10 protein-coding genes are annotated in these 12831 nt (G+C 69.0%); 7 read left to right on the top strand and 3 right to left on the bottom strand.

Annotated elements, in window-relative coordinates; translation table 11 throughout:
- Positions 1-179 precede the first annotated feature (179 nt).
- The 3 genes from sucC (at position 180) to J2853_RS28605 (ending at position 4210) form a co-directional block, all read left to right on the top strand.
- On the top strand, positions 180-1361 hold the full coding sequence (sucC, locus tag J2853_RS28615; protein WP_307563310.1) for an ADP-forming succinate--CoA ligase subunit beta: 1182 nt from the start codon (positions 180-182) through the stop codon (positions 1359-1361).
- Entirely contained in the window at positions 1361-2236 is an 876-nt protein-coding gene (gene sucD, locus J2853_RS28610; protein ID WP_307563309.1) for a succinate--CoA ligase subunit alpha, read from the top strand. The genes sucC and sucD overlap by 1 nt, the downstream gene beginning before the upstream one ends.
- Before the next feature lie 309 nt (positions 2237-2545).
- Entirely contained in the window at positions 2546-4210 is a 1665-nt protein-coding gene (locus J2853_RS28605) for a cell division protein PerM (protein WP_307563307.1), read from the top strand.
- A gap of 76 nt (positions 4211-4286) precedes the next feature.
- Here J2853_RS28605 and dnaE read toward each other — a convergent pair whose 3' ends face one another.
- Together dnaE and J2853_RS28595 are read right to left on the bottom strand one after the other, a co-directional pair.
- The gene (gene dnaE / locus J2853_RS28600; protein ID WP_307563305.1) at positions 4287-7808 is read right to left on the bottom strand and encodes a DNA polymerase III subunit alpha; all 3522 of its coding nucleotides are present in this window, start codon (positions 7806-7808) and stop codon (positions 4287-4289) included.
- Between the two features lie 326 nt (positions 7809-8134).
- Positions 8135-8542: a hypothetical protein gene (locus J2853_RS28595; RefSeq protein ID WP_307563303.1), complete on the bottom strand. Its 408-nt coding sequence runs from the start codon at positions 8540-8542 to the stop codon at positions 8135-8137.
- 79 nt (positions 8543-8621) lie between these two features.
- Here J2853_RS28595 and purN point away from each other — a divergent pair, with 79 nt between their 5' ends.
- From purN to J2853_RS28575, 4 genes are all read left to right on the top strand, one after another.
- Positions 8622-9239: a phosphoribosylglycinamide formyltransferase gene (purN, locus tag J2853_RS28590; RefSeq protein ID WP_307563301.1), complete on the top strand. Its 618-nt coding sequence runs from the start codon at positions 8622-8624 to the stop codon at positions 9237-9239.
- 151 nt (positions 9240-9390) lie between these two features.
- Positions 9391-10935, top strand: coding sequence for a bifunctional phosphoribosylaminoimidazolecarboxamide formyltransferase/IMP cyclohydrolase (purH, locus tag J2853_RS28585; protein WP_307563299.1), 1545 nt, complete (start codon positions 9391-9393; stop codon positions 10933-10935).
- 152 nt (positions 10936-11087) lie between these two features.
- Positions 11088-11261 carry a hypothetical protein gene (locus J2853_RS28580; protein WP_307563297.1) on the top strand — a complete coding sequence of 58 codons (174 nt, stop codon included), beginning with the start codon at positions 11088-11090 and terminating at the stop codon, positions 11259-11261.
- 21 nt (positions 11262-11282) lie between these two features.
- Positions 11283-12143 (top strand): bifunctional methylenetetrahydrofolate dehydrogenase/methenyltetrahydrofolate cyclohydrolase, encoded by an 861-nt coding sequence (locus tag J2853_RS28575; RefSeq protein WP_307563295.1) that lies wholly within the window; start codon positions 11283-11285, stop codon positions 12141-12143.
- On the opposite strand, the gene J2853_RS28570 is transcribed toward J2853_RS28575, so the two are convergent.
- The gene (locus J2853_RS28570) at positions 12140-12799 is read right to left on the bottom strand and encodes an FHA domain-containing protein (RefSeq protein WP_307563293.1); all 660 of its coding nucleotides are present in this window, start codon (positions 12797-12799) and stop codon (positions 12140-12142) included. The genes J2853_RS28575 and J2853_RS28570 overlap by 4 nt on opposite strands.
- Positions 12800-12831 lie beyond the last annotated feature (32 nt).

The raw sequence follows: 12831 nt of genomic DNA, 5'->3' as shown, positions 1-12831 counted from the left end.
TGTCCCGAGAGGGGTCGATCTCCCGAAAGATCTCGGGATGCGATCTGGGACCCGGTTGCCTGGCCATGCCGTTCGGCGGGCTAGGCTTCATTGGCGCGAAAATACCGGGCTCCCCCTTAGATCATGGAGCCGGCCCGCCGACATCTATACACCAGCCGGACAAGCAAGGACGGACCCTCGTGGACCTGTTCGAACATCAGGCGAAGGAGCTCTTCGCGGAGTACGGCATCCCGGTGCCGCGCGGCATTGTCGCGCACACCGTGGAGGAGGCACGGGCGGCAGCCGAGCAGCTGACCGGCCGTGTCGTCGTCAAGGCCCAGGTCAAGACCGGTGGACGCGGTAAGGCCGGTGGCGTGAAGGTCGCCGCCGACGCCGCCGACGCCGAGCAGAAGGCCACCCAGATCCTCGGCATGGACATCAAGGGCCACACGGTCCACAAGGTCCTGGTCGAGGAAGCCAGCGCGATCGCGGAGGAGTACTACTTCTCCTTCCTGCTCGACCGCGCCAACCGCACGTTCCTCGCCATCTGCTCCGCCGCGGGCGGCATGGAGATCGAAGAGGTCGCGCACAGCGACCCCGACAAGGTCGCGCAGGTTCCGATCTCCCCGCTGGACGGAGTGAACCGCGCCAGGGCGCGCGAGATCGCCCAGGCCGGCGGTCTGCCGGAGGTCGCGCTCGACGGCGCCGCCGAGCTCATCGAGAAGCTCTGGTGCGCCTTCGTCGACGAGGACGCCTCCCTGGTCGAGGTCAACCCGATGATCCTGTCCGCCGACGGCCAGGTGAAGGCCCTCGACGGTAAGGTCACCCTCGACGACAACGCGTCCTTCCGCCAGAAGGACCACGCGGCCTTCGAGGACAAGAACGCGGAAGACCCGCTGGAGGCCGCGGCCAAGGCCAAGGACCTCAACTACGTCAAGCTCGACGGCTCCGTCGGCATCATCGGCAACGGCGCGGGCCTGGTCATGTCGACCCTCGACGTCGTCGCCTACGCCGGCGAGGCCTTCGCGGGCCGGCCCAAGCCCGCCAACTTCCTCGACATCGGCGGCGGCGCCTCGGCCGAGGTCATGGCGGCCGGTCTGGAGATCATCATCTCCGACCCGTCCGTGAAGTCGATCTTCGTGAACGTCTTCGGCGGCATCACCGCCTGTGACGCGGTCGCCAACGGAATCGTCTCCGCCTTCGAGCTGCTGGACGCCCGCGGCGAGACCGTGCGCCTCCCGCTGGTCGTCCGCCTGGACGGCAACAACGCCGAACTCGGACGGCAGATTCTCGCCGACGCCAAGCTCTCCGGCGTCGAACTGGTCGACACGATGGACGATGCGGCCAAGCGCGCCGCCGAGCTCGCTGCGGTAGGTGCGTAATGGCTATCTGGCTGACCGAGAACAGTAAGATCATCGTCCAGGGCATGACCGGCGGTGAGGGCACCAAGCACACCCGCCGCATGCTCGCCTCCGGCGCCCGCGTCGTCGGCGGTGTCAACGCCCGCAAGGCCGGCACCACCCACGAGGGCCTGCCCGTCTTCGGCACCGTCGCCGAGGCCATGCAGCAGACCGGCGCCGACGTTTCGGTCGTCTTCGTGCCCCCGGCGTTCACCAAGGACGCGGTCAGGGAGGCCATCGACGCCGAGATCCCGCTCTGCGTGGTCATCACCGAGGGTGTCCCGATCCACGACACCACCGAGTTCTGGGCCTACGCGATCGCCAAGGGCAACAAGACCCGCATCATCGGGCCGAACTGCCCCGGCATCGCCTCCCCCGGCGCCTCCAACGCGGGCATCATCCCGGCCGACATCACCAGCGCCGGCCGGATCGGCCTGGTGTCGAAGTCGGGCACGCTGACCTACCAGCTCATGTACGAGCTGCGCGACATCGGCTTCTCCACCGCGGTCGGCATCGGCGGCGACCCGGTCATCGGCACCACCCACATCGACGCCCTGCAGGCCTTCCAGGACGACCCGGGCACCGACGCGATCGTGATGATCGGTGAGATCGGCGGAGACGCCGAGGAGCGCGCCGCCGCCTACATCGAGCGGCACGTGACCAAGCCGGTCGTCGCCTACGTGGCGGGCTTCACCGCCCCCGAGGGCAAGACCATGGGCCACGCCGGCGCGATCGTGTCCGGCTCGGCCGGCACCGCGCAGGGCAAGAAGGAGGCCCTGGAGAAGGTCGGCGTCCGCGTCGGCAAGACCCCGAGCGAGACCGCCCGCCTGATGCGCGAGGTCATGCAGGCCCGCTAGTCCGGCCGAAGGTCATGCGGGCCCGCGATTCGGCGAAAGCCGTGCGGGCCCGCGGGTTCACCCCTGGTCCGGTGAGATTCATATAGGTCCGTTGGCTTGATCCCAGTTCGGTGATAGTCGTGCGGACCTGCTGGTTCGTCCTGTTTCGCGAAAGCGGTGGGGCACACCGGTTCGACCGTCAGGAAGGCGTCCGGCACCGCGCCGGGCGCCTTCCCTGTCGTACGGCGGGTGCCACCGATGCCCTGCGGCGCGACACGCGGGGGCGAAGGAGTCTCTTTCACACCGAAGATCCTGAGACCATCGACTATTGTGACGGCCCTTTTCGATCAGCTCCGGACCGCGCCTCGCAACGTCCTCAGCCGAATCCCCCTGCCTGGCGTCACGGGTGACGACGACGATGTCCGTCGGCCGCTTCCCGTCTCCGGAATGCTCGCCGCCGCCTGGACGCTCGGAGCGGGCCTGGCGGTGCTCACCACGCTCACTCTGGTCGGCTGGGTGGCCTCTCCCCGGGGCGCGCTCGGCGCCGGCCTGCCGGGGGTGTTCCGCACCGCGGCGCAGCTCTGGCTGGCCGCTCACCACGCGGGGTTCGCGATCCCCGGCGGATCGGTCGGCCTGCTCCCGCTCGGGCTGACGGTGCTCCCGGCGTTCCTGCTGTACCGCGCGGGCATCTGGATGGCCCGTGACGCGGACCTGCGCCTGCGCCTGCCCGCCCGGCTGCCCAAGAACACCCCCAAGGACGTGGCCATCGCCCGCCGCAGGGCCCAGCTGGTGCTGGTCGCCCAGGCAGGCATCTCGCTGGCGGCGCCGTACGCGCTGCTGGCCGGAATGATCGCCCTGATCACCCGGAACGAGATCACCCAGCCCTTCCTCGCCGAAACGCTGATCAGCCACCTCGTGCTGGCCTTCATCGCGGGCTCCCTGGCCACCGCCAGGACGATCGGGCCGTGGCGCCTGATGCTGCGCCTGCTGCCCGAGCGGCTGCGTTCGGTCGTGATCGGCTCGTCCGCGGCTCTGGCGATCATGCTCGTGGCGGGCGCCGTCATGGTGCTCGGCGCCATCGTGGTGAACTTCGGGCAGGTCCGTGAACTGTCCGGCGTCCTGTCACCCGGCTTCGTCGGGGGCCTGCTGCTCCTGCTGGTCCAGGGGCTCTATCTCCCCAACGTGTTCATCTGGGCGATGGCCTACATCGTCGGCCCCGGCTTCGCCGTCGGCACCGGCACGCTGGTCGCGCCGACGGGAGTCCAGCTCGGCACGGTGCCGAGCCTGCCGATCCTGGGGGCGTTGCCGGAGGCGGGCCCGACCCCGGGCTGGGTGATGTTGGTGATCGCGGTGCCGTTCGTGGCCGGGGCGGTGGCGGGCGTCCTGGTCGTCCGGATCTCGCCCTCGCCCTCGTACGAGGGCGCGCCGCTGTGGGGGTTCGTCTGCGGGCTGGTGACGGGGGTGGCGGCCGGGCTGCTGGCCGCGCTGTCCGGCGGCTCGCTCGGCGGCGCGCGGCTCTCCTCCCTGGGGCCGGAGGCCTGGCAGGTCATGCTCTCGGTGACGCTGGAGGTGGGTGTCGCCGCGGGGATCGCCGCGGGGCTGGCCAACTGGTGGCTGATCTTCCGAGGGCACAACACGGCCGTCACCAAGGCCGCGGCGAAGGTCGGAACGGCCACCGCGCCGGTCCGCAAGGCGAGCGTCAAGATCGCCAAAGCCGCCGGGTCGGTGGCCAGCAAGGTCGGGCTGGCCGACTCGGAGGAGGCCCGCAGCACGCTCCCCGGCCACTGGATGGACGCCACGGAGTGCGACACCCAGCCGATTCCGGTCATCAGAGACGACTGGCAGGACGAGCACGCGTCGGCGGCGGCGGAGAGCCCGCCGAAGACCAGCCGCCCCGAGCCGCCGCGACCGCCCCGGCGCGACATCGTCGACGAGTCCGACGACAAGGGCGGCCACGTGATCTACGTGGACCCCTACGCCTGGGATCGCGACTGAGGGCGCGGGCGGGCGGCCCCCACGGTCGCGATCCCGCGCGGGCGGGCTCGCACCGTGGGGCCCCCGCGTGAGCTCGTCAGGCGCCGAGGCAGGCGGGTCCCAGGAGTTGCTTGAGATCGCCCATCAGCGACGGGGACGGTGATACGCGGAGACGGTCGTCGAGGCGCATGACGGTGGTCTTGCTGCCGTTGTGGACCTGCAGGTGCACCTCGGTGGTGCCGGGGTGGGCGGTCAGCACCTCTTTGAGACGGCCGATGAGCGGGGGAGTGGCGCGGGTCAGGGCGAGGCTGACGGCCAGGGCGCCTCCGGCCTCGCGGCTCAGGTCGGGGGCCGTGACCTCCATGGCGATGATCTTGCCGACGTCCTCGCGCTTGTCCAGGCGGCCCTTGACGAAGACGATGGCGTCCTCGGCGAGCACGGTCGAGCAGAGCTGGTACGCCGACGGGAAGATCATCACCTCGATGGCGCCCTCCAGGTCCTCCAGCGTGGTCAGGACCCAGGTGTCGCCCTTTTTGGTGACCTTGCGCTGGACGCCGCTCAGGATGCCGCCGACGGTGACGATCTGGCCGTCGGGGCGGTTCTCCTCCTGGAGCGCGGCGACCGAGCAGTCGGCTCCCGAGGCGAGGATGTGCTCCACGCCGAAGAGGGGGTGGTCGGAGACGTAGAGGCCGAGCATCTCGCGCTCGAACTGGAGCAGGGTGTTCTTGTCCCATTCCCCGACGGGGATCTGCACGTCGAAGGTCTGGTCCTCGGTCCCCTCCATGGCGCCGAACAGGGAGTCCTGTCCCTGGGCCTCGTTCTTCTTGATCCCGATGATGTTGTCGACGGCCTGCTCGTGAACCATCACCAGGCCCTTGCGCACGTGCCCGAACGAGTCGAAGGCACCCGCCTTGATCAGCGACTCGATGACCCGCTTGTTGCAGACGACCATCGGAACCTTGTTCAGAAAGTCCTTGAAGTCGGCGAAGCGGGTCTTCTCCCTGCGCGCGGAAAGGATGCCGTCGACCACGTTGCCGCCGACGTTTCGGATGGCCGACAGGCCGAAACGGACGTCGGTGCCGCGCGGGGTGAAGTCGAAGTCGGAGTCGTTGACGTCCGGGGGGAGCACCTTGATGCCCATGCGCCGGCACTCGTTGAGGTAGAGGGCCGACTTGTCCTTGTCGTCCTTGACCGAGGTCAGCAGACCGGCCATGTACTCGGCGGGATAGTTGGCCTTGAGGTAGGCGGTCCAGTAGCAGACCAGGCCGTAGGCGGCGGTGTGCGCCTTGTTGAAGGCGTAGTCGGAGAAGGGCAGCAGGATGTCCCAGAGGGACTTGATGGCGGCGGCGGAGTAGCCGTTGTCCTTCATGCCCTGCTCGAACGACTCGTACTGCTTGTCCAGCTCCGACTTCTTCTTCTTGCCCATCGCGCGGCGGAGCAGGTCGGCTTTGCCGAGGGAGAACCCGGCGACCTTCTGCGCGATGGCCATGACCTGCTCCTGATAGACGATCAGGCCGTAGGTCGTGCCGAGGATCTCCTGGAGCGGCGCTTCCAGCTCGGAGTGGATCGGGGTGATCTCCTGCTGGCCGTTCTTGCGCAGCGCGTAGTTGGTGTGGGAGTTCGCGCCCATCGGACCCGGCCGGTAGAGCGCGAGCGCCGCCGAGATGTCCTCGAAGTTGTCGGGCTTCATCAGCCGCAGCAGTGATCGCATGCCGCCGCCGTCGACCTGGAACACGCCCAGGGTGTCGCCGCGGGCCAGGAGTTCGTAGGCCCTGGCGTCGTCCAGCGGGAGCTTGAGCAGGTCGATCGCGTTGCCGGTGTTGGCCTCGATCATCTTCAGGCAGTCGTCGATGATCGTGAGGTTGCGCAGGCCCAGGAAGTCCATCTTGAGCAGGCCGAGCGTCTCGCAGGTCGGGTAGTCGAACTGCGTGATGATCACACCGTCGGAGTCGCGGCGCATGATCGGGATGTAGTCGGTCAGCACCTCCGAGGACATGATGACGCCGGCGGCGTGCACGCCGGTCTGCCGGATCAGGCCCTCCAGGCCCCTGCCGAGGTCCATCGCCGACTTGACGTCGACGTCCTCCTCGTACAGCCTGCGCAGCTCACCGGCCTCGTTGAAGCGCGGGTGGTCCTTGTCGAAGATGCCCGACAGCGGGATGTCCTTGCCCATCACCGCGGGCGGGAACGCCTTGGAGACCTTGTCGCCCAGCGCGTACGGATGACCGAGGACGCGGGCCGCGTCCTTGATGGCGGCCTTCGCCTTGATGGTGCCGAAGGTCGCGATCATCGCGACCTTGTCCACGCCGTACTTCTCCGTCACGTAACGGATCACGTCACCGCGCCGACGTTCGTCGAAGTCGATGTCGACGTCGGGCATGGAGACGCGGTCGGGATTGAGGAACCGTTCGAAGATCAGGCCGTGCGGCAGCGGGTCGAGGTCGGTGATGCCCAGCGCGTACGCGACCAGCGAGCCGGCCGCCGAGCCACGGCCGGGACCGACCCGGATGCCGTTGTTCTTCGCCCACATGATGAAGTCGGCGACCACGAGGAAGTAGGAGGGGAACCCCATCTGCAGGATGACGTTCATCTCGAACTCGGCCTGCGCCCGGTGCTCCTCGTCGGCTCCCTCGGGGAAGCGGCGCTCCATGCCCCGCCAGACCTCCTTGCGGAACCAGCTCTCCTCGGTGTCCCCCTCGGGGATGGGGAAGGTCGGCATCAGGTTCTTGAAGCCGAACATGCCGGTCGGATCGACCTTCTCGGCGACCAGCAGCGTGTTGCGGCAGCCCTCGGCCCACAGGTCCGAGGAGTCCACCGCGCGCATCTCGTCGGCGTCCTTGATGTAGTAGCCGCTGCCGTCGAAGCGGAACCGGTCGGGATCGGAGAGCTGCTTGCCGGTCTGGATGCACAGGAGCGCGTCGTGGGAGGTCGCGTCCGACTCGTAGGTGTAGTGCGAGTCGTTGGTGACCAGCGGCGGGATGTTCAGCTCTTTGGAGATGCGGGTCAGGCCGTCGCGGACCCGGCGCTCGATGTCGAGCCCGTGGTCCATGATCTCCAGGTAGTAGTTGTCCTTGCCGAAGAGCTCCTGGAACTTCGCCGCCGCCGCGACCGCCTCGTCGTACTGTCCGAGGCGCAGACGGGTCTGGACCTCGCCCGACGGGCAGCCGGTCGTGGCCATCAGGCCCTCGGAGTGCTCAGCGAGGATCTCGGCGTCCATCCGGGCCCACTTGCGGACGAAGCCCTCGGTGTAGGCGCGCGAGGAGAGCTTCATCAGGTTGCTCAGGCCCTTGGCGTTCTTCGCCCAGATCGTCATGTGGGTGTAGTAGCCACCCGCCGAGACGTCGTCGCGCTTCTGGTGGGGCTCACCCCAGAGCACCGGCTTCTTCTGGTTCCTGGAGGCCGGGGCGACGTAGGCCTCGATGCCGATGATCGGCTTGATCCCGGCGCCGGTGGCCTGCTTGTAGAAGTCGTAGGCCCCGTGCATGTTGCCGTGGTCGGTGATCGCGATGGCGGGCATGCCGAGATCACCCACCTGTTTGAACATCTGCTTCAAACGGGCGGCTCCGTCGAGCATGGAGTACTCAGTGTGAACATGCAGATGTACAAACGAGTCGGACACCCGAACCGTCCTTGGTTGTCACAGACATACGACAGAGTCACTTCAGATTACGACGAACACGGCCGTGGCCGTACGTCCGAGCCCGCATCCGGCAGGGTGATTTCCCGGATCGCGGACGCCCGCGCCGGATCGCCGTGGTCGCACTCCATCGAGCCGCGGCGGGGGCGCTCGTGTGTGATTCGCCACTCCGGCGGGCGCCGGGCGCGGGAGGCGGCTCAGGGCCCGAGAGCCCAGGGGATCAGGGACTCAGGGGCCCGAGAGCCCGAGGACTCAAGGGCCCGAGAGCTCAGGGGCTCAGGGGCTCAGGGACCCGAGAGCTCAGGGGCTCAGGGAGGGAAGGGGAACTGGATCGTGCCGGCCGGGAGGGACAGTCTCGTCTCCATCGCCCGTTCGAGCTGGTCCACGCACTCGTTCTGGGAGGTGACGGTGCCCGCGCCCCTCCGGCACTCGGAGTAGGTGGTCAGCTCGCTGCTGAAGTAGAGCTGCAGGACCGTCACCGACAGGCAGATCAGCAGGGCGATCACCGACAGGACGATGCCGGTGACCGCGATGCCCACGGGCTTGGTCACGGACCGCAGGGTCCGGATCGCCCGGATCGAGGCGACGAGGGCGAAGATCGACATGACGAGTCCCGCCAGGGGGAGCACCAGCGTCATCACCACCGCGGCGACCGCGAGCAGCAGTGCCCGCCGCCCCGCGCCCTCCGACGGCCGTGCCTGGACGGGTAGTGTCACGTGAGCTCCTTGCATCGCGGGTTCGGACAGGCGGATACCCTGGCAACGGCGTGAGTCCCCGTCCGAATGGAGTGCGTCGGTGTCATCTCAGGCCGTTCGGCTTGTGGTCCTCGTATCCGGTTCTGGAACCAACCTACAGGCCTTGTTGGACGCTGTGGCAGACGAAAATTACGGCGCCCGGATCGTGGCGGTAGGTGCGGATCGCGACGGCATCGAAGGTCTGGCCCGCGCGCGGCGCGCCGATGTGCCGATCTTCGTGGAGAAACTCGGCGACCACCCCACCCGTGAGGCGTGGGATCGGGAGCTCGCCGCCCGGATCGCGGAGTACAAACCCGATCTTGTGGTCTGCGCGGGTTTCATGAAGATCCTCGGTGCGCCCACCCTGAACTCCTTCCCGGTGCTCAACACCCACCCCGCGCTGCTGCCCGCCTTCCCCGGCGCGCACGGGGTCCGCGACGCCCTCTCGTACGGCGTGCGGATCACCGGCTGCACGGTGATGCTCGCCGACGCCGGGGTCGACACAGGGCCGATCATCGCCCAGGAGGCGGTGCCCGTGCTCGACGGCGACGACGAGGAGACCCTGCACCGGCGCATCAAGGGCGTCGAGCGGAGCCTGCTGGTCGAGACCGTCGGCCGGATGGCCCGCGAGGGCTGGACCGTCACGGGCCGGAACGTCCGCCTCGGACGGTCCGGCTAGCCTGGATGCGGCCAGTGAGCTGGGGGGTTCGTCGAGCAGGGGTCGTTCAGCGAGTTCGGGCGGCCTAGTGAGCATCTCGCCGACTCCGGACGGTCCGGCGAACGCGCCGGGTCGTCAACGGAAAACCGGAACCAAACAGGAGGACCACGAAGTGACCCGCATCGCCATCCGGCGCGCGTTGATCGCGGTGTATGACAAGAGCGGGCTGGAGCAGCTGGCCCGCGGGCTCGACGCCGCGAACGTCGAGATCGTCTCCACCGGGGGTACCGCCGCGAAGATCGCCTCCTTCGGCGTTCCCGTCACCCCGGTCGAGTCGCTGACCGGGTTCCCCGAGTGCCTCGACGGCCGCGTCAAGACCCTGCACCCGCGGGTGCACGCCGGTCTGCTGGCCGACAGCGGCAATCCGGCCCACGTCAAGCAGCTCGAAGAGCTGGAGATCGAACCGTTCGAGCTGGTCGTGGTCAACCTCTACCCGTTCCAGGAGACCGTCGACTCCGGCGCCTCCGACAGCGAGTGCGTGGAGCAGATCGACATCGGCGGTCCCGCGATGATCCGGGCCGCGGCCAAGAACCACGGCACCGCCTCGATCGTGGTGGACCCGCGCTCCTACGACGACGTGCTCGCCGCGGTGGCCGAGGGCGGGTTCACCCTCGCCGAGCGCCGCCGCCTCGCCGCCGTCGCGTACGCCCACACCGCCGCCTACGACACCGCGGTGGCCTCCTGGTTCGCCGACGTCTACGCCGCGGAGGAGGGCGCGTGGCCGTCCTACATGGGCGCCGCCTGGAAGCTCAAGTCGCCGCTGCGCTACGGCGAGAACCCGCACCAGGGCGCGGCCCTCTACTCGGGGCAGAAGGACGGCCTGGCCAACGCCGAGCAGCTGCACGGCAAGGAGATGTCCTACAACAACTACCTCGACACCGACGCCGCCTGGCGGGCCGCCTGGGACTTCGCCGAGCCCGCCGTCGCGATCATCAAGCACCAGAACCCCTGCGGCATCGCGGTCGGCGCCGACGTGGCCGACGCGCACCGCAAGGCCCACGCCTGCGATCCGGTCTCCGCCTACGGCGGCGTGATCGCGGTCAACGGCGAGGTGACGGAGGAGCTGGCCAAGCAGATCGCCGAGGTCTTCACCGAGGTCGTGGTGGCCCCCGGCTTCACCGCCGAGGCGCTGACGGTGCTCACCGCGAAGAAGAACATCCGGCTGCTGGTCTGCCCGAAGGGGCCGGGCAACGCGGCGGAGTCCCGCCGGATCGACGGCGGCCTGCTGGTGCAGACCACCGACCGGGTGAACGCCCCGGGTGACGACCCGTCCGCCTGGGAGCTCAAGGCGGGTCCCGCGGCCTCCGCCGAGGTCCTCGCCGACCTGGCCTTCGCCTGGAAGGCCTGCCGGTCGGTGAAGTCGAACGCGATCCTGCTCGCCGCCGGAGGCGCGAGCGTCGGCGTCGGCATGGGTCAGGTCAACCGGGTCGACTCCGCGCAGCTCGCGGTCTCCCGCGCCGGCGACCGCGCCCAGGGGTCCGCGGCGGCCTCCGACGCGTTCTTCCCGTTCGCGGACGGCCTCAAGATCCTCATCGACGCCGGGGTGAAGGCGGTCGTGGAGCCCGGCGGGTCGATCAGGGACGAAGAGGTGATCGCCGCGGCCGAGGCCGCCGGGATCACCCTCTACTTCACGGGCACCCGTCACTTCTTCCACTGATCCTTTTTTCGGTGTACGGCCGCGCCGACGCGTGTGGCGGCCGTACACCGGAGATAGGAAAGTGGCGAATTGGACAGAACTTTTTGGGCGAAAAAGGTTTGACCTGCGGTTAGTGTGAAGCATCCCTTCCCTCGCCGCTATGGAGATCCCTCATGCCCTTGCTCGACACCGCCCTGAACGCCTTTGTGATCATGAACGGTTTCTGGGCCAGCCCCTGGTTGCTGATCATCCTCGCGGTGGGCGGGGCCTACCTCGGCGGGCGTGCGATGGAGTGGATCCCCTTCACGCGCAGGATCATCGAGCGGCGGGAAGCGGATCGCGGATGATCTCGTGGAAGGATTGAACCCATGAGCGCGCAGATTCTGGACGGCAAGGCAACGGCGGCGAAGATCAAGGCGGACCTCGCGACACGGGTGGCCGCGCTGGGAGAGCGGGGCATCGTCCCCGGACTCGGCACCGTTCTCGTCGGTGACGACCCCGGCAGCCAGATCTACGTGGCGGGAAAGCACCGTGACTGCGCCGAGGTCGGCATCGCCTCCATCCGCAGGGATCTGCCGGCGACGGCCACCCAGGCCGAGGTCGAGGCGGTCGTCGACGAGCTCAACGCCTCGGACGAGTGCACCGGTTACATCGTCCAGCTCCCGCTGCCCCGGCACCTCGACACCCTGGCGCTGATCGAGCGGATGGACCCGGCGAAGGACGCCGACGGTCTTCACCCGGTCAACCTGGGACGTCTGGTCCACATGGTCGACGCGCCGCTGCCGTGCACGCCGCACGGCATCGTCCTGCTCCTGCAGGAGTACGGCGTGCCGATCAAGGGCGCCGAGGTCGTCGTGGTCGGCCGCGGCATCACCGTGGGCCGCTCACTCGGCCTGCTGCTCACCCGCCGTTCCGAGAACGCCACCGTCACCCTGTGCCACACCGGCACCCAGGACCTGGCGGCCCACACCCGGCGCGCCGACATCATCGTCGCCGCGGCGGGTGTGCCCCACCTGATCACCGCCGACATGGTCAAGCCCGGCGCTGCCGTGCTCGACGTCGGCGTCTCCAGGGTCGACGGCAAGATCGCCGGTGATGTCGCCCCCGGCGTCGGCGACGTCGCGGGCTTCCTCACCCCCAACCCCGGCGGTGTGGGCCCGATGACGCGGGCCCTGTTGCTCACCAACGTGGTCGAGGCCGCGGAGAAGCACGGCCGGAGACGAGACTAGGACGCCCGCCGGTTCGCGGCCGTCGCGGTCGTCGCCTGCCGGGGCTCCGGGGTGCCGGCCGCACGCTGCGGCGGCACCACCGGGGTGGGCCTGACCAGTCCCAGGGCGACGACCTCGTTGGCCAGCCTGGTGCGCCGGTTGGTGCCCTCCGGGATCCGGAACTTCTGGTAGAGGCGCAGGAGGTGCTGCTTGACCGCCGCCTCCGTCACCACCAGATCGTCGGCGATCTCCCGCGCGGTGGCCGGGGCGACGAACGCCTCGTCCGACAGCGCGGGCCGGCACAGTGACGTCAGTACGTCCACCTCTCGTCGTGTCAGCTCCGGTGCCGCGGCACGGCGGAGCTCGACCTCGGGGGCGAAGTCCTCACGCGGGACTCCGCCGATTCGGCCTCGCGCGGCGCCGAAGGACACGACGTCACCGTCGTCGAGCACCCTCCGGGCGATCGGCCTGCCGTTCACCCTGGTGCCGTTGCGGGACAGACCCAGGTCAACGACGTACAGATAGGGTCCGCGCCGAACGAATTCCGCGTGCAGCCGGGACACACTCGGATCAGTGAGCCGGATGTCCACTCCCCGGCCACGCCCGATCGTTGTGATCTCGGGGCGCAACGGGACCACCTCGCCAGTGTCCTCGATGCGTATGAACGGCCCCTCCACGGCAGTTCCTCCCCAGGTAGCCCGCCGTAACT

The organism is Streptosporangium lutulentum (assembly GCF_030811455.1).
Lineage (GTDB): Bacteria > Actinomycetota > Actinomycetes > Streptosporangiales > Streptosporangiaceae > Streptosporangium > Streptosporangium lutulentum.
This window is presented reverse-complemented; position numbering and strand designations above follow the sequence as displayed.